Raw genomic sequence first — 15,471 nt, 5'->3', positions numbered from 1 at the left:
GATTGGGCTTTTTTCATTAAAATATTTGGATATTTCAGAAATCAAATTTATCTTAGATAGATAAGAATTTATTATGGCAATTAACCTACAGAAAGGACAAAGAATAGATATAGGACTGACAAAAATGACGATTGGTTTAGGTTGGGATCCTAATGATGGAAATGGATATGATTTCGATCTTGATGCTTCCGCGATTATGATTGATGCCCAGAGAAAGTTAGTAAGCGAAGATTACTTTGTTTTTTATAATAATCTGAATTCTCCGGATGGAGCTTTAATACACACAGGAGATGATCCAAGTGGTAAAAATAGTGATGGTGACGATGATGAATCCATTATTATTGATCTGGAGAAGGTGAATGAAAATGTAGAGGAGATCCTTTTTGTGGTAACGATAGAAGATTTTGAAAGAAGAAAGCAAAACTTTGGACAGGTAAGAAATTCATATATAAGAATTATTGATAATAATAGCAATCAGGAAATCGCTAAATATGAACTGGACGAGGATTTTTCGATCGAGACCGGGATTGAATTTGGCAGATTATATAAAAGAAATGGAAGCTGGAAGTTCGAAGCCTCAGGATTGGGCTACAGAGCCGATTTATCTTTCTTCTTAGAGAAATATTACAAAGGACAAATCATTAAATAAGACTCTTGATTTTATAGAAAGTCTCGTAACTATAAATAAAAAGTATGCTCTTCAGCATACTTTTTTATGTACTGAGTTTCATCATATAGGAATGTTCATCTTCATCAATTATTTTAAATCCTAACCTTGCATATAATTTCTGTGCTTTATTTGTTTTTAAAACACTTAAAGAGACTGTTTTTTGAGATAATGCTGCTTCCTGAATAATATTCTCCAATATAGATTTTCCGATACCACGACCCTGCTCATCGGGATGGATCTGAAGTTGAAGGATATCTACTGTATCAGCAGCATGATCTATTTTTAGTAATCCTACCTGATGATCATTTAAACTAATGATACGGGCTTTTTCGAATTGATACAGTACCCGTTGTAATGCAAATTCTTTTGTAGTTGATAAATTTGAACTGGCATAATGTTCAGTCATTGTTTTCATTCTCAGGTCGAGTAAGAAATCGATATCACTTTCCTGTGCTTCTCTATATTGTAATGTAAAATTCATTGTATTAAAAGCCTTTCAATAAACGAATATATTAAATATTTAAATGAGCACCTCTTATCATTTGTCTGATATTATATGATACGAATCACAACTTTACCTTTTGCCTTACCCTCTCTTACTAGTAAATGGGCCTGATCCACGGTGTTAAATGTGTAATCTGTAGGATGTAAACGTACGTTAAGCTTCCCAGCTTCGACAAGCTTAGTGGCTTCAGTAAGGATTTTTCCATGGTTTGCTTTTCCTTTGCCTGTAATTAAAGGAAGGAGTGTAAATATACCGGAGTAGCTTGCTCCTCTAAAGGAAAGGGGGGCAAGTGAATGAGCTCCCCAGCCCAAAGAAGTCACCACATGCCCGGTATATATTTTTGGGGCTTTAAAAGCGGCATCAAGAAAAGTACCACCAAGGGTGTCAAATACAATGTCAAAACCTTCGCCATTGGTATAAGAATCGATATAGGAACCGGATTCCATTTCGGCAAAAGCAATTGGAGTTGCACCATAAGTCCGTATTAATTCCTGGTCTTTTTCAGATGCTGTTGCATATACGTTCGCTCCAAATGCTTTTGCAATCTGTATAGCCATATGACCTACGCCTCCCGCACCTGCCTGTACAAAAACAGTTTTGCTTTGATCCACTTTTGCACGATCTACTAAACCTTCCCAGGCGGTAATGAATATTAATGGGAGTGCAGCTGCTTGTACCATACTGATATTGGTGGGCTTTTTAGCTAAAAGTGATGCATCTACTATTATAAATTGTGCCATGGTTCCCTGATTGCCTCCAATACCCCCAGCCAAGCCGAAAACTTCATCACCTATATTGAACTGCTCAACGTTGTTTCCCTTTTCAACTACTTTTCCTGCCAGATCCATACCTAAAACGGCTGGTAAAGGTTGCTGTGCATGCTCAGCCTGCCCGGACCAGATTTTGGTATCTAAAGGATTGACGCCACTGGCATATATTTCTACTTTCACCTGATCAGGCCCTAACGTGGGAAGTTCAATTGTTTTTTTGATAAAATTGCCACCTGCTTCGTTTAGAACCATCGCATCGGTGTTCTGGGTTTTTAATGTATTCATATCCTTATTTTTATACAGACAAAATTATACAACTATGATGTTTTTGTTGTTGTATAATATTTACATATAGTTGTACATTTGCTTCATGAAAACTGATAATTTATATGCACCTTATGAATTAGCAATAACGGATATGATCGATGAATGTCCACGGGGAATCCATACTCATACATTTTTTGAATTTGTTTATGTCATTAAAGGGGCTGGAGTTCAGAATATAAACGGAGATCAATTCAGCTATGAGCCCGGGCATCTTTTTTTATTAGCCCCTCAGGATAACCATACATTTGAAATCAAATCAACAAGCCGATTCTTTTTTATCAGATTTAATGCAACCTATCTGAAAACCAATACGGCGGCAAAAGGATTAGTCAATAGACTTGAGATGATTTTGCGAAACATAAGCAGTCAGTCCGGATGTATTTTAAAACGCGAAAATGATAAACAGGTCATTGAGTCATTAATGCACTTTATTATTAACGAACACATGAGGCAGGATTTGTTTCATAAAGAAGTAGTAGACCAATATATCAATACTCTATTGGTAATTGTGTCTAGAAATATTTCAATTACTCTACCTGACGGTATAGATGAAAATAGCGATAGCAAGGTTTTGGATATTTTAAACTATATACAACAGAATATATCAAGTCCTGATAAGATTAAAGCGGAACACATTGGAAATACCTTTGGTGTGGCTGAAGCTTATCTTGGTCGATATTTCAAACATCATACAGGAGAAAGACTGCAGAATTATATTTTAAATTATAAATTCAAACAGGTAGAAAACAGACTTCTTCATAGTGACATGCGTATTTCTGAAATAGCTGACGAGTTTGGTTTCACCGATAAAAGTCATTTGAGTAAAGCCTTTAAAAAGCATACCGGAGTAAATCCAACTGAATTCCGCAAAAACTATCTGGAAGCTGCAAAGACTCATTAAGTATTGGCACTGTCTTTACGGAATTTACTTTGGATCAAATTGATGGCAAAAACTCATCGACCTTATTTTTTATGAGTGTTGATTAATTTCAAGTTTATCATTACTCAAGAGCTCTGAGCTATTTTGAATCTCCAGATAAGTATTTCTGATCTGTTCTTTCCAGATTTCAACCTCTTCCGGAGCTACTCTGTCTGCTTTATCAAGGAAGAAGTGCTGATTGATCTCAAAACCACAATAGGTGAAAATTCCTTTATCTGAGGTTAATGAAAGCGCCTTATCCATTCCAATTTTTTCATATTCTTCATGAGATTTGCCATGGGTGTTTATAATGACAGCCTGCTTTCCTTTCAATAGACCTTTTTGAACTCCCTGATCATAACGGTAAGCATATCCATAACTGAAAACCCTGTCTATATATCCTTTCATAATAGCAGGCATTCCGGTCCACCAGATTGGATAGATGAAGGTAACATGTTCCGCCCATGAAATGAATTCCTGTTCGTATTTAATGTCATCGGCAAGAATTCCCTTTCTTTGTTCCTGTATATCTTTTAAAGAAAAAACCGGATCAAAGTTGATGGCATAAAGGTCTCTTACCACGACTTCATGATTTTGAGAAGTAAGGGTCTCAACAACAGTTTGTAAAAGATGATGGTTTAAACTGTTTTCGTTATAATGGGCGTAAATAATTAAATGTCTCATTTTTTCTACTTTTTTAATTTGTTATAGGACAAAGGTAGTAGAGCAGAGTATGTGAAAATTGTAAGAAAACGAAATGGCTGCCTAATCTGATTTTGGATTACAGATGTCTTGCTGAAACTTAAGGAATTGTGAAGGGGAGAGCTGTATGAAGTGTTTGAAATCATGGATCAGCTGACTCTGATCATAATAATTACACTCATCGACAATGCTAAACCATTCGACTTTATTTTGATTGGCGATTTCTGTTTCAATAAGCATGATGGCTTTCGAAAACCGGTTGTATCGATTGATTTCTTTAGACGAATATCCGAATTGCTCTTTTTGCTTTAGCTGAATGTTGCGTTCGCTTTGATTCGTTTCTTCAGCAATGGCTTTGATAGGATTTAAGCTCTTGTCTGTAAAATTGCTTAGAAGCTGACCTGTCAGATCCCGGTCTTGCAGGTAAGGTCTGCAGAATTCAAGGATATGATCTACCTGTTCTTGGGTAGAGGTGATTTTTGAAATCTGATGCCACAAATTGGTAAAACAGTTTTCTGAAAGAAGTTCATCGGGATTCATGGCAGCGTGGTATGAAATACATGCTTTTCCGAAAAACCGGTAAAAGGAATCGTCCTTGAAATTGGCGACGAGAATAGACGTTTTCGCAGGTAATGTATAATCGAATGAATGTCTTATAGGTCCAAAAACAATACATTTGTCTACTGTAATCGTTGTTTTTTCTTTGGTGACCATTGAGGCACTTTCTCCAAAGCAAAATAATAAAATGGTCTGATAGGTGGGTAATAATGTTTTGGTAACAGGTTGATCGGAAGTGTTTTCAGCAAAATAAAAATGCGAGAATATATTCTCGAATTCTAATGGAACCGGAATCCTGTAACCGTTGTATGATGATGATTCTGACATGATAAAATCAAATAATAAATTTAAAACAATTTGAGATTTATTTTTTAAAATTTTTAATGAAATTCAGTTGATATAAATCCTGCTGTTCTGTATTTAACAGAGGATAAAATAAATTCATCTGTATCATACTGTAATGTTGTATAGCTTTATCTTTGGGTAATTTTAAAGTAAGGCTGTTATGTGTGACCCAATTATCAGCAATGATAAATATCTGCGTGCTGAGGTTCTCAATAATAAAATCAGGAATGTTCTCCTGAAAGATATTGTTCTTCTGGAAATCTGAAAATATAGACTGAAATTCAGCTTTTCTGCCGATAGTGATCTTCTCATACTGAGTTTCTATTTCCGGAATCTTTTTTAAGATGTCAACGAAATTGAGGAAAATGAAACGGTACGAATAGAATATTTCATACGTACGGAAAGTAAAATCAAATAAACTTTCTAAAGTCTTTACTTTGTTTTCATTGAGCGTATTCATCATTTCATCCATTGCCAGGATTAATTCTGAAAAAAGTATTTTGATGAGGTCTTCAGAATGTTTAAAATGATAATGCAGATTTCCCGGGCTGATGTTCAGTTCAGCGGCAATATGTCTTGTGGTGACCATGTTATAGCCTTTCTCATTGAAAAGCCGAAGTGCCGTTGAAATGATCTTTTCCTTGATTTTCATCAGCCAAATATAAGGGAGATTTTCTAATTATTTAAAAAATTAGAACAATTGTTCTAATTTTTATATCTTTGCAGAGTAGAAATCAAAGTACAATGGAAGGGAAACAAAAATTTGACTACGAAAAGGATGGAGATACCGGGAAGAATGAAAAAGATATTCAGGAAATAATGGTTAAAGTACTGCAGGTTATTTTAGGAATTGTTATGGCAGTTTTACATGCGTAAAAGATACATTGTTTCCAAATGGTTTTTGCTGGGTTTATTATCCTGGTTAACCATTATTCTTCTCCGGAGGAATGGGATTATCATTCCCTGGATCAATGATTATTTTACAGATGTACTGACCATTCCAATGTATGCTTATCTGATTCAATATGTGATGAACAAAATTTTGGGCTTCCAGTGGAAACCCAATTTAAAATTTATAATCAGTTCGGCTATTTATTTATCGGTATTATTTGAAATTGTATGTCCTTTGATATCTGATCAATTTACGAGAGATATTTTTGATATTCTTTCGTATTTTGTGGGTGGAATGGGATATTATTGGTTTAAAAATAAAAAAGAAAGATCAAGACAATTGTTCTCAAAATGTATTTAATTCCCCCCGTTTCCACCAGCTCTGCTTGATTCTTCAAACTTCACTTGTTTGGTTGCTCCCTTTACATCATTGTTTCCAAATTTGTAAGTCAGAGAAAGATAAACGTTTCGAGTAATTCCCTTGGAAGAATATTCTACGTTGTAATTTGGATAATATTCTATCCCCCTGTCTCGGTTGGTATTGAAGACATCATTTAAATATAAATTGATCATCAGCTTTTTCTCCATCACGTTTAATTTTAACCCGGTATAAACTGAGGCATTCCCGTAATAATCCGTATTTCCATCTTTGTTAGGTAAATTACCCCAAACCCCGAGCATGAAAGTCACCGTTTTATCTTTGTTTAAGAAGAAGTTATTATCTATATTTAGATTACCGCCGAATCCTGCGGGTGCTGCCACTGCTTCCGGGAGGTAAGATTTTGACTTGGCGTAAAATCCATTAATGAAAACATTAGATTCCAGCCACTTTAATTTGTTGTAATTGTAACTGATGTTGATTCCCGCCTGGTCCTGATTATAAAAGTTCTTTACAATGCTGTATTTCAGGTTGTCTTGCACCACCTGAATTCTGTCCCAATTATCTTTATTGTAATTATAATAAAGGGTCACATTAAGGTTGCTTTTGAGGACATACCCAAATTCAAAATTGTCTGAAAAAGAAGGAAGAAGATAAGGGTTACCTGTTCTGTATTCAAATTCTGAAGTATAATATTTGAATGGATTGAGGTTTCCAAAATAAGGTCGGGTAATTCTACGGGAATAATTTATTGAAAAAGCATTGTTTTCATTAGGTTTGTAGCTCAAATATGCAGTTGGGAAAAATTTTCCATACTTTATTTTAGCAGATAAATTGTCATTTATTGAAACTCCTTCCAGACTCGTGTACTCATATCGAAGTCCCGCTTTAGCATCCCATTGATCATTAATTTTAAAATTAGTAGAAACATAAGCTGCATAATTTTGCTCGTTATAGTTAAATGTATTCGTTCTGTCCTTGTTGATTATAAATTGACCGTTTTCGATATTAAAGAAATTAAAGTCGGAATTATTTCTAATAGAGGTATACTTTACCCCTGATTCTGTTTTTATTTTGGCAAAGTTTTTTTCTAAATCTGCCTGTCCGGAATAAATCTTATACTTGCTGATAGGGTTGGTAAAAGTAGAAATAGTTTGGTCAGTAACGGTATTGTAAAAGTTTCTTGCATTCGCATTATTGATCAATAAATTGGCAGATAAGCTCAGCTTACTTCCCATTGTATCAAATTTTATATCATAAAAGGCATTGGCATTATGAACATTTCTATGATTTTTATTTTTATTATCAGAGAACAGGGTAAGCTTTCCTGTTTCGTTGGAAATGGATGTATAGCTTTCCGCCAACTCCAATGGGTTGCTAAAGGAATAATTGTAATTGAAACCTACCAGATTTTTATCATTGATCTTATACTCTCCCTTAAGATTCCCTCCTTTATATTTGTAATTATTGGAGTTTTTCGTATCGGTATTCCAGTAATCTGAATTGGTTGTTCCGGTAAGATAGTTGTACGATTTATTTTCCCAGTAATTATCACCTGCTGATAAGTTAGCAGTAAGAGATAATTTATTTCCCTGATAATTAAAACTCGCTCCGCTTCTGGTGCTGACGGTAGGCCTTCCATAGTAATAGCTTCCTGAGGTTTGCAAAGAACCATTCCAACCTAAGTTTGTGTTTTTCTTTAGAATTATATTGATCAATCCGCTTTTTCCTTCTGCTTCATATTTTGCAGGTGGTGTCGTAATCACCTCAATCTTGGCAACGTCATCGGAACGCAGGGTTTTTAAATAATTGATAAGCTCCTGTCCGGATAGATTTAAAAGCCTGTCATTGACCATTATTGCAACGTTGCTTTTTCCTGCAATGGTGATCGCCTCATCAGTGGTACGGACCATCGGGGTTTTTGCCAATGCTTCTATTACATCTATTCCCTGTGATGCTACTGAGTTTTCAACATTAAAAACCAAACGGTCGACCTTTCTCTCAAACAATTTTTTCTTTACGGTCACGGTTACTCCTTCGATCTTTTTCTCAGTAGGTGGAGCTTCTTTTAACCGGATATCTTTTTTTATGTTTCCTGTAACACTTATTTTTTCGCTTTCGGTTTTTATCCCGTCTTTTATGGTTTCCAGGATATAATTTCCGTTTTTCTTAAGATTGATTTTGAATACTCCTTTCTCATCTGTAATCGCGGAAAATTTTTCCTGATCTCTTGTCACAAGGACCTCAACCTCAGCTGCAGGTTTATTTTCTTGATCTGTGACAGTTCCTTCTATACTTTGCGCAAAAATGAAAGGAGAGAAGACAAGAGATGCGAAAATAAATATCTTTCGGTACATATTAGTTTAGTTAGATGTTTACACTTATGACACTTAAAAGAAAGGAAGTATTACATATCAGCTCCAAAAATTCATATGGTGTTCATTTTTAGGTTGCTTTCTTTTACGGTGAAAGTTTCAATTATTCATTCGACTTGTAGGTATCAAATGAGTTGTACGAGATTATTTCATTTCGACAAAAATGATGATGAAGTAACAATATATTAATTGCCCTCCTGATCTGATATGAAAGGAATCAGTGATGGTTTAAGATTACAGTAAATTAAAGATGCAAATGAAGTAAGATTTAAGCCAAAAACATTCTGAAACTGAGATACAAGATGCTCTTTGATTTTACAGAATATCCAGGATTGGTATAGAAACTTTGAATTCTTTTCTAATGTTCATCAAGCTTAATAATAGGATCTTTGTAATATCGGGTAAGATCATACAGCTCTCCAAAATAGGTTGAAAGCACAGAATCAAACCCATAAAGAGACTCCTTTTCCTGATTTTTGACTCCGGAATTGAATTCCTCTTCAGCGAAAGAATATAAAGTTTTAAAGTCTGGTTTTAAAAAATCCATCAGGAGAATCTGGCTGTTTTCCTTTTTGTGAAAACGGTTGATCAATCCGGTGAAAAATATTCCATAGATAAGAAATGGACTGAAGTTTTCAGCATTAAATTTATAGTTTAAATTGCTATGCGAATATTTTTGATAATCGGTGATAATCTGGTTGAAGTTGGGTGCATCTGTTGAAGGAATTTCATAAAACTGATCAATCCCATTGATGAAAAGCTGGTTGATAATCTCCTCCTTACACTCTTCCGGATCTGATGTTTTGTCATTATATTCGGTGTGAAACCAGTGAAAAATGCTGCGGAGTTCGTCAGGAGTAAGGTTTTCAACACTATCGCTTACCTTGGCTTTAATAACTTCCAGACTTGTTTTTTTATCATCATCCAGATAATTAAGCACTATATCTTCTTCGGAACAAAGTTTTTTGTACAAATTAATTTTGGCAATAGTCGGATTGGTCTTTATGAAATAAATTTCTTCTGCCATGATTTTGTATCAAAAAATTAATAATAACTGCTTACTTACAACTAAAGATACAAATATGCCGGGATATATAGTAAATATATTTAAGTGTTTTGTATGCGGGTCTTTATTCCCTCATTTTCAAAGTTTGGTGAAGAGCAATTCTGTTTCCTTCTGAATCTTCAAATTCAGCAATGGCAAAACCATGTTTTTCATTTAGGGTTTTCGGATAGAGTATCTGACCTCCATTTTGCAAGACTTTTTGTAAAGTATGATCAATATCCGATGTTTTAAAGTAAATGATCACTCCTTCTTTACTAGGTTTATAAACATCACCTTTGGCTAGGGCTCCTGTTATTCCATTGCTTTTTTCTTCGAAAGGGAATAAAGACATTTCATAATCATCAATGATCTCTTTTTCAAATTTAAAGTTGAATACTGAAGAGTAAAACTTCTCTGCACGTTCTACATTATGTACGGGAATTTCAAAATAGATAGCGGGGTTGATAGTGCTCATGGTTTGTGGCTTATTTTGTTTTTCAGAAGGCTGGCAGGAAGATAAAAGGAAAAAGAAGATTAATAAAGACGAACTTAACCGGATTCTATTCATAAATGAAATTATTAAATTCTACAATTCGAAAGTTTTATGACTACATCATATAATTACAAAGATAATTTAAGACAAAAATAAATGCAATTTTGTTCTGATGAAAAAAATAGATAGACTTATCTATTTTTTATATACCTTTGTAAAAATTTTTAAAATGGAAAAGGAGAAAGTAAAAGACCGGATTATCAGAGTTGCTTCAGATCTTTTTTATAAACAAGGTTTTAATTCGACGGGGATTAATCAAATTATTGCTGAGGCAGATATTGCTATTGGTTCTTTATACAATCATTTTTCATCCAAAAATGAACTGTTAAAAGTTTATTTAATTAAAGAAGAAATAAAATGGTTCGATGGATTTGAAAAAGATTCTTCAAAGCTGGTAAAAGCAAAAGACAAAATTTTTGCTTTGGTTGATTATCGCAAAAACTTGCAGAACTCTTCCGGATTTTCCGGATGCCATTTTATTAAGATCAATGCTGAGCTAGGAGACAGTAATCCTGTTATTTCTGAATTTGTTATGAAACATAAAGAAAAGCAGAAGGTAATGATCAAGGATCTTGTTACACAATACAATCAGGAAGGAGGGTCTGTAGATTCAGATGAAGTAACAAATGTCATCTATTTATTATTGGAAGGAGCTGTTGTGATTTCTACCATTAATAAGGATTCCGCGGCTTTTGATCAGTCCAAAAAAATTATTCAGGGCCTATTGTCCTAATTTTTTTTAAATTATAAAAATAGATATATCTATATAAAAATGAAAAATAATAAACTTAAATTAATTGTGGTTCTTTTTGGACTATTGCTTACGATCATGGATATTTTTATCATTAACGTATCCATTCCTTCTATTCAGAGGGATATTCATGCTTCCAACGGAGAAATGCAGCTCATCATTGCCTCTTATCTTATTGGTTTTGCTTCTTTTCTGATTACAGGCGGAAGGTTGGGGGATCAGTATGGAAGGAAAAAAATCTTTATTATAGGATTGTTATTCTTTATGTTGAGCTCTATTGCATGTGGTCTGTCATCAAATTCTGTTTTGCTTATGATCTCAAGGTTTGTTCAAGGAATTAGTGCTGCATTGATGTCTCCGCAAGTATTATCCATGATCCAAATCCTATTTCCGGGACATGAGGACAGAACCAAAGCGATGGGGTGGTACGGAATTACAATAGGTATTGGAACGCTCTCGGGGCAATTTTTGGGAGGTTATTTTTCATCCATGACTTTTATGCAAGAATCGTGGCGACTTATTTTTCTCATCAACATTCCTATTTGTTTGTTAGCCATTTTTCTGGGATGGAAAATCCTTGACGAATCTAAAAGTGTTATCACTAGCCGGTTTGATTTTTTTGGCGTTCTTTTATTGGTGACGGGGCTTTTTTGTTTTACTTATGCCTTGACGATGATGGAGCATGATGGTGAGAGAGCGAAAAATATCTTTTTGCTTGTTATTTCCCTGACTGTTTTATTTCTTTTTATTAAAAATCAACAATCGAGAGTACAACGAGCGAAACCTTATCTGATTGATCTTAACCTTTTTGCATTTAAAAACTTTAACATAGGAATTATTGCTGTTTCTTTTTTCTTTATCATGCTTGATTCCTACTTTTATATTCTCTCGCTATTTTTCCAGGATGGTTTAAAGATCAGTCCATTGTATGCCGGGGAAATTATTGTTTTTCAGGGGGTAGGGTTTATTTTGGCATCTGTAATCTCACCTAAACTTATTTTACGTTATGGAAAGAAATTTCTGGTCTTTGGACTACTGCTCATCATCAGTGTTTTGATTGCACAAGGATATCTGTTTTCTAAACAAACCTCTTTTTTATTATTATACGTATTGCTCTTTATTCACGGGGTTGGAGTGGGATCCATTATACCGGCTCTTGCCACGATTGCATTGTCCGGAATCCCTGAAAAGCTGGCTGGAAATGCTTCAGGTGTGTACATTACGTTTCAGCAATCAGCAGCTATTGTTGGAATAATTATGGTTGGAAGCGTTTTTTATTATTATCTGGGAATAAATCCAGGTTTTATCAATTACCAAAAAGCATTTGCAGCTGCTTTATTAGCCAATATCTTATGTCTGATTGTAGTGATTATTTGTATCTGGAAGACTCCTTCGGGTGTGCTCATTAAGAGAAAATGACAGCAAACAGCTGTCATTTTTGTTATTGGATGTATTTTTCTATTTCTGCTGTAATTTCATCGAGCTCTCCAAATTTTCTGGCGATAATTTTTCCATTCTGATCTACAAGAATTTGTAAGGGGTAGCCTGTAGCATGTAATTTTTTCGGAAATTCTTTATTCAAATCAAAATAATTTTTCCAGGTCACATTATTTTCACCTAATATTTTATTGGCACGATCCATTCTCTCCTTCGTAGTATCATCGGCAACACTTATTAACTGAATACCTTTAGTTTTGTAATTTTTATATAAACTGGCCAACTTAGGTAAATCTTTAATGCAAGGTTTACAGGTAGTCGCCCAATAATCTATTAAGGTAAGTTTATAATCTGAAAAACTGGATTTACTAATTTTATCAGAGGAATTAAGTATCAGATCTGGAAAAGTAGCTCCTACATTAGTGGAATTTTCCAATTTCAATATTTTATCAAATTCCTGATAGCTGAATGTTTCTTTTATCTTTTTGGAAAACAGAGGCATATTTTCAACATAGCTTCTATTGAATCCATATTTAGAAAAATCACTGACTATTTCCCAAAACGCAACGTAAGAATTTGGATTTTTTGTGATATAATTCCGTAATAATTTCTCTTTATATTCAATATTTGTGGCATTATTATCTACAAAAGGTTTCAACTTTTTGTCAGCTATTTCAAGTTGCTTTTTCAATTTTTTGTATTCTATATTGGTAGGTGTATCAGAATCAGGAGTGAAGCCCATATTCTTATCATTGATCTTAATCTTATAATTTCCCTTTTCAATAAAGAAAACATCAGATCCGTAACCTCCATTTTCAACAGGGTTAAAGTAACTGAATAGTATAGGTTGTGGGTACTCTATATTTCCGGTCAGTATATTTTGATCAGTAATTCTTATGAATGCACTGTTAAAACTTTTCATAAACCTTACATTTTTGTCTGGATATACAACAAATTTGTATAGGGTATGAATACCTCCCATACCCATTATAGGTCCAATAGATATTGAATCCTTTTCGAAATCAGGAGCACTGATTTCCATTTTAAAATTGGTCTGAGAATAAGCGATACTGAATGATAAGAGGAGTACAATCTGTGAAATTCTTTTCATATATATTATTTAATTTCAAAAATTAAATATAAGATTATTGATGATACTATCTCCCATTATTTTGAATAAAAAAAGAGACTAAAAAGCCTCTTAATTATAGTTTTATTTTGAAAAATTAAAAATCCATCACTGTATCTAAACCTCTTCTGAGCCCTATGAATGTTCCAATTTTTTCAATAGCCAATAAACCTCCCTTTACATAAGGTTCAGCACTGGTTCCAGAATCGTGTCTTATCGTAAGCCTTTCATCTTTTAATCCAAAAATAGTTTCCACAGCAATAACGTATCCGGGAAGTCTTACGGAATGAACATGAACACCTTCCATTTCAGCGCCTCGGGTCTCTTTCTCACCTACTAACTGATCAGTGGGAATATGTACAGTAGGTTTCTGAACCTGAGCAAGACGGTGTGCTAATTCTCTAACCGTTCCGCTTGGTGTATCTATTTTATGCTCATGAGCATAATCAATAATTTCATAATTGGGAATATATTTGGCGGCAATCTCTGCAAACTTTTGTAAAAGAACAACCGTAATAGCAAAGTTTCCGACAGCCAATACCGAAGTATTATGTTCAAGAGCTGTTTTTTCTATTTCGCTATACTCTTCCGTAGTTAGTCCGGAAGTTCCTACAATTACTTTCTTCCCTCTTTTTAAAGCGGCAAGGATATTTGTTTTTGCAATATCTGGTTTTGTATAGTCGAACAGGACATCAAAGTCAATGGTGTCCAATGCTTTCTCTATGGTATCAAATACGGGGATCTCTACATTCCCTAAATCAAGGATTTCAGCCAGGTTTTTCCCGTTGTTGGATCTGGACAATCCGCCAACCAGTTGCATTCCTTCCTGTTTAAAGATGCCCTTGCTCAATTCAGAGCCTGCCCATCCGGTAGCTCCTGCAACGAATACTTTGATCATGATTTTTCTGTTTAAGTTAATTAATATTTTTTATTCCACTTCGAATACAGCCTGAATTTCAACTGAAGAATTTACTGGAATAGATGATGCCCCAAAGGTTGCTCTTGCATGTTTTCCTTTTTCTCCAAAGACATCAACTGCCAAATTGGAAGCGACATTCATCAGATCTGCATGTTTCGTGTAATCATCTTTTGTATTAAAAATTCCGGTTAATTGTACGCATCTCTTTACACGATTGAGATCACCACCTACCGCTTCATTTAAGACAGCAATAACATTTAACATCGTTACTCTTGTTGCTTCTTTTACTTCCTCTTCAGTAATTCCAGCTCCCAGTTTTCCGGGATTTACAATTTTCCCATCTTTCAATGCTACCTGATTAATGAAAACAAGATTTCCTGAACGGACATAGGGTTGATAATTTCCTGCAGGTTTAGGTACCTGAGGCAGAGTGATCTGCTTTTGCTTTAAAACAGCATTGATATCTGATGTCTTTTCAGTTACCGGATTTGCAGAAGCTGTTTTATTTGAAAAAGTACCTTTCAATGCGAATGCAACCTTTGCAAAGTTTTCCCCTTGTAATCTTGCCATATAACGCTCACTTTCACTGGGACGCTCTGCGTTTTTTACCGATGCAAGACTTGTTACCCCCAGAACCGTGTTTCCCTGTGGGGTATTTTTATCTACGTTTTCAACGCCACGGATGCCATTGGAAACCAAAACCATCCCATGAACTGCTAAACTGTTCCAAAAAGACTGGATGGCCAATTCTTTTCCGGCACCGCTTCCTGCTGACATAAATACTGTAGCCGGCATTCCTTCCAGTGCATGATTATTCCACAGACCAACTGTTTTTGATAAAAATTCACTCATTCCCGTACTGATATTTCCAAAATAAATAGGGGATCCGAACGCGATTCCATCGTACGAAGAAAGTTCTTCAACCGTAGCAACCGGAATGTCTTTAAGCTTAGGATTGGCAGACGTCTTTACCTGTTTGATAACAGCCTGTGCATTTCCTTTACCTTCAATTCCTTTTGATATTTCTTTTGCAAGTTCATAAGTTCCGCCATTATCTGAATAAAAGAGAACCAAAACTTTAGCTTTATGTTCCTGTGCCATGATCGATTGGGTTATTATTAGTAATAAAAAAGCAGTGATAATCTTGCTTACATTTTTCATAATTTTTTAAGTCTAAAATTCAAATACAAAATTAA

The 15,471-nt window shown here is 34.6% G+C and carries 17 protein-coding genes; 6 read left to right on the top strand and 11 right to left on the bottom strand.

Annotation, left to right across the window (positions count from 1 at the left end; all coding sequences use genetic code 11):
- The first annotated feature begins 73 nt into the window (after positions 1-73).
- Positions 74-649, top strand: a complete 576-nt coding sequence (locus CEY12_RS10125) for a TerD family protein (RefSeq protein WP_089027579.1) — start codon at positions 74-76, stop codon at positions 647-649.
- Positions 650-713: 64 nt separating this feature from the next.
- Here CEY12_RS10125 and CEY12_RS10120 read toward each other — a convergent pair whose 3' ends face one another.
- Together CEY12_RS10120 and CEY12_RS10115 are read right to left on the bottom strand one after the other, a co-directional pair.
- Entirely contained in the window at positions 714-1,151 is a 438-nt protein-coding gene (locus CEY12_RS10120; RefSeq protein ID WP_089027578.1) for a GNAT family N-acetyltransferase, read from the bottom strand.
- A 71-nt stretch (positions 1,152-1,222) separates the two neighbouring features.
- Entirely contained in the window at positions 1,223-2,230 is a 1,008-nt protein-coding gene (locus CEY12_RS10115) for a zinc-dependent alcohol dehydrogenase family protein (RefSeq protein WP_228409836.1), read from the bottom strand.
- 85 nt (positions 2,231-2,315) lie between these two features.
- Here CEY12_RS10115 and CEY12_RS10110 point away from each other — a divergent pair, with 85 nt between their 5' ends.
- Positions 2,316-3,173, top strand: a complete 858-nt coding sequence (locus CEY12_RS10110) for an AraC family transcriptional regulator (protein WP_089027577.1) — start codon at positions 2,316-2,318, stop codon at positions 3,171-3,173.
- Positions 3,174-3,242: 69 nt separating this feature from the next.
- Here the strand turns inward: CEY12_RS10110 and CEY12_RS10105 are convergent, their stop codons facing one another.
- The 3 genes from CEY12_RS10105 to CEY12_RS10095 all read right to left on the bottom strand — a co-directional run bounded on the left by CEY12_RS10105 (position 3,243) and on the right by CEY12_RS10095 (position 5,448).
- Positions 3,243-3,875, bottom strand: coding sequence for an NAD(P)H-dependent oxidoreductase (locus tag CEY12_RS10105; RefSeq protein WP_089027576.1), 633 nt, complete (start codon positions 3,873-3,875; stop codon positions 3,243-3,245).
- 81 nt (positions 3,876-3,956) lie between these two features.
- Positions 3,957-4,778, bottom strand: a complete 822-nt coding sequence (locus tag CEY12_RS10100) for an AraC family transcriptional regulator (RefSeq protein ID WP_089027575.1) — start codon at positions 4,776-4,778, stop codon at positions 3,957-3,959.
- A 37-nt stretch (positions 4,779-4,815) separates the two neighbouring features.
- Positions 4,816-5,448 carry a TetR/AcrR family transcriptional regulator gene (locus CEY12_RS10095; RefSeq protein WP_089027574.1) on the bottom strand — a complete coding sequence of 211 codons (633 nt, stop codon included), beginning with the start codon at positions 5,446-5,448 and terminating at the stop codon, positions 4,816-4,818.
- Between the two features lie 92 nt (positions 5,449-5,540).
- Between CEY12_RS10095 and CEY12_RS22740 the strand changes: the two genes are divergently transcribed.
- Both CEY12_RS22740 and CEY12_RS10090 read left to right on the top strand, forming a co-directional pair.
- The gene (locus tag CEY12_RS22740) at positions 5,541-5,672 is read left to right on the top strand and encodes a hypothetical protein (protein ID WP_262484995.1); all 132 of its coding nucleotides are present in this window, start codon (positions 5,541-5,543) and stop codon (positions 5,670-5,672) included.
- A complete protein-coding gene (locus tag CEY12_RS10090; RefSeq protein ID WP_089027573.1) occupies positions 5,665-6,048 on the top strand; it encodes a hypothetical protein in 384 nt (127 codons plus the stop codon). The genes CEY12_RS22740 and CEY12_RS10090 overlap by 8 nt, the downstream gene beginning before the upstream one ends.
- Here CEY12_RS10090 and CEY12_RS10085 read toward each other — a convergent pair.
- The 3 genes from CEY12_RS10085 to CEY12_RS10075 form a co-directional block, all read right to left on the bottom strand.
- A complete protein-coding gene (locus tag CEY12_RS10085) occupies positions 6,045-8,423 on the bottom strand; it encodes an outer membrane beta-barrel family protein (RefSeq protein ID WP_089027572.1) in 2,379 nt (792 codons plus the stop codon). The two genes, CEY12_RS10090 and CEY12_RS10085, sit on opposite strands and share 4 nt — an antisense overlap.
- Positions 8,424-8,799: 376 nt before the next feature.
- A complete protein-coding gene (locus tag CEY12_RS10080; RefSeq protein ID WP_089027571.1) occupies positions 8,800-9,468 on the bottom strand; it encodes a hypothetical protein in 669 nt (222 codons plus the stop codon).
- A 103-nt stretch (positions 9,469-9,571) separates the two neighbouring features.
- On the bottom strand, positions 9,572-10,054 hold the full coding sequence (locus CEY12_RS10075) for a VOC family protein (RefSeq protein WP_228409835.1): 483 nt from the start codon (positions 10,052-10,054) through the stop codon (positions 9,572-9,574).
- 154 nt (positions 10,055-10,208) lie between these two features.
- Here CEY12_RS10075 and CEY12_RS10070 point away from each other — a divergent pair, with 154 nt between their 5' ends.
- Positions 10,209-10,772, top strand: coding sequence for a TetR/AcrR family transcriptional regulator (locus CEY12_RS10070; RefSeq protein WP_089029844.1), 564 nt, complete (start codon positions 10,209-10,211; stop codon positions 10,770-10,772).
- Between the two features lie 39 nt (positions 10,773-10,811).
- Positions 10,812-12,209, top strand: a complete 1,398-nt coding sequence (locus CEY12_RS10065) for an MFS transporter (RefSeq protein WP_089027570.1) — start codon at positions 10,812-10,814, stop codon at positions 12,207-12,209.
- Between the two features lie 22 nt (positions 12,210-12,231).
- Here the strand turns inward: CEY12_RS10065 and CEY12_RS10060 are convergent, their stop codons facing one another.
- The 3 genes from CEY12_RS10060 to CEY12_RS10050 all read right to left on the bottom strand — a co-directional run bounded on the left by CEY12_RS10060 (position 12,232) and on the right by CEY12_RS10050 (position 15,436).
- Positions 12,232-13,338, bottom strand: a complete 1,107-nt coding sequence (locus CEY12_RS10060) for a TlpA family protein disulfide reductase (protein WP_089027569.1) — start codon at positions 13,336-13,338, stop codon at positions 12,232-12,234.
- Between the two features lie 115 nt (positions 13,339-13,453).
- A complete protein-coding gene (dapB, locus tag CEY12_RS10055) occupies positions 13,454-14,254 on the bottom strand; it encodes a 4-hydroxy-tetrahydrodipicolinate reductase (RefSeq protein ID WP_089027568.1) in 801 nt (266 codons plus the stop codon).
- A gap of 30 nt (positions 14,255-14,284) precedes the next feature.
- Positions 14,285-15,436: an Atu1372/SO_1960 family protein gene (locus CEY12_RS10050; protein WP_089027567.1), complete on the bottom strand. Its 1,152-nt coding sequence runs from the start codon at positions 15,434-15,436 to the stop codon at positions 14,285-14,287.
- Positions 15,437-15,471 lie beyond the last annotated feature (35 nt).

The sequence above is a fragment of the Chryseobacterium sp. T16E-39 genome (assembly GCF_002216065.1).
Taxonomy (GTDB): Bacteria; Bacteroidota; Bacteroidia; order Flavobacteriales; family Weeksellaceae; genus Chryseobacterium.
Note: the sequence above shows the minus strand (reverse complement) of the source record. Positions and strands in the feature narration are given on the sequence as shown.

What these genes read in the sequence shown, in the direction of transcription:
- CEY12_RS10125 (WP_089027579.1), top strand. Translation starts at nt 74, where the DNA reads ATGGCAATTAACCTACAGAAAGGACAAAGAATAGATATAGGACTGACA.
- CEY12_RS10120 (WP_089027578.1), bottom strand. Translation starts at nt 1,151, where the DNA reads ATGAATTTTACATTACAATATAGAGAAGCACAGGAAAGTGATATCGAT.
- CEY12_RS10115 (WP_228409836.1), bottom strand. Translation starts at nt 2,230, where the DNA reads ATGAATACATTAAAAACCCAGAACACCGATGCGATGGTTCTAAACGAA.
- CEY12_RS10110 (WP_089027577.1), top strand. Translation starts at nt 2,316, where the DNA reads ATGAAAACTGATAATTTATATGCACCTTATGAATTAGCAATAACGGAT.
- CEY12_RS10105 (WP_089027576.1), bottom strand. Translation starts at nt 3,875, where the DNA reads ATGAGACATTTAATTATTTACGCCCATTATAACGAAAACAGTTTAAAC.
- CEY12_RS10100 (WP_089027575.1), bottom strand. Translation starts at nt 4,778, where the DNA reads ATGTCAGAATCATCATCATACAACGGTTACAGGATTCCGGTTCCATTA.
- CEY12_RS10095 (WP_089027574.1), bottom strand. Translation starts at nt 5,448, where the DNA reads ATGAAAATCAAGGAAAAGATCATTTCAACGGCACTTCGGCTTTTCAAT.
- CEY12_RS22740 (WP_262484995.1), top strand. Translation starts at nt 5,541, where the DNA reads ATGGAAGGGAAACAAAAATTTGACTACGAAAAGGATGGAGATACCGGG.
- CEY12_RS10090 (WP_089027573.1), top strand. Translation starts at nt 5,665, where the DNA reads ATGCGTAAAAGATACATTGTTTCCAAATGGTTTTTGCTGGGTTTATTA.
- CEY12_RS10085 (WP_089027572.1), bottom strand. Translation starts at nt 8,423, where the DNA reads ATGTACCGAAAGATATTTATTTTCGCATCTCTTGTCTTCTCTCCTTTC.
- CEY12_RS10080 (WP_089027571.1), bottom strand. Translation starts at nt 9,468, where the DNA reads ATGGCAGAAGAAATTTATTTCATAAAGACCAATCCGACTATTGCCAAA.
- CEY12_RS10075 (WP_228409835.1), bottom strand. Translation starts at nt 10,054, where the DNA reads ATGAATAGAATCCGGTTAAGTTCGTCTTTATTAATCTTCTTTTTCCTT.
- CEY12_RS10070 (WP_089029844.1), top strand. Translation starts at nt 10,209, where the DNA reads ATGGAAAAGGAGAAAGTAAAAGACCGGATTATCAGAGTTGCTTCAGAT.
- CEY12_RS10065 (WP_089027570.1), top strand. Translation starts at nt 10,812, where the DNA reads ATGAAAAATAATAAACTTAAATTAATTGTGGTTCTTTTTGGACTATTG.
- CEY12_RS10060 (WP_089027569.1), bottom strand. Translation starts at nt 13,338, where the DNA reads ATGAAAAGAATTTCACAGATTGTACTCCTCTTATCATTCAGTATCGCT.
- dapB (WP_089027568.1), bottom strand. Translation starts at nt 14,254, where the DNA reads ATGATCAAAGTATTCGTTGCAGGAGCTACCGGATGGGCAGGCTCTGAA.
- CEY12_RS10050 (WP_089027567.1), bottom strand. Translation starts at nt 15,436, where the DNA reads ATGAAAAATGTAAGCAAGATTATCACTGCTTTTTTATTACTAATAATA.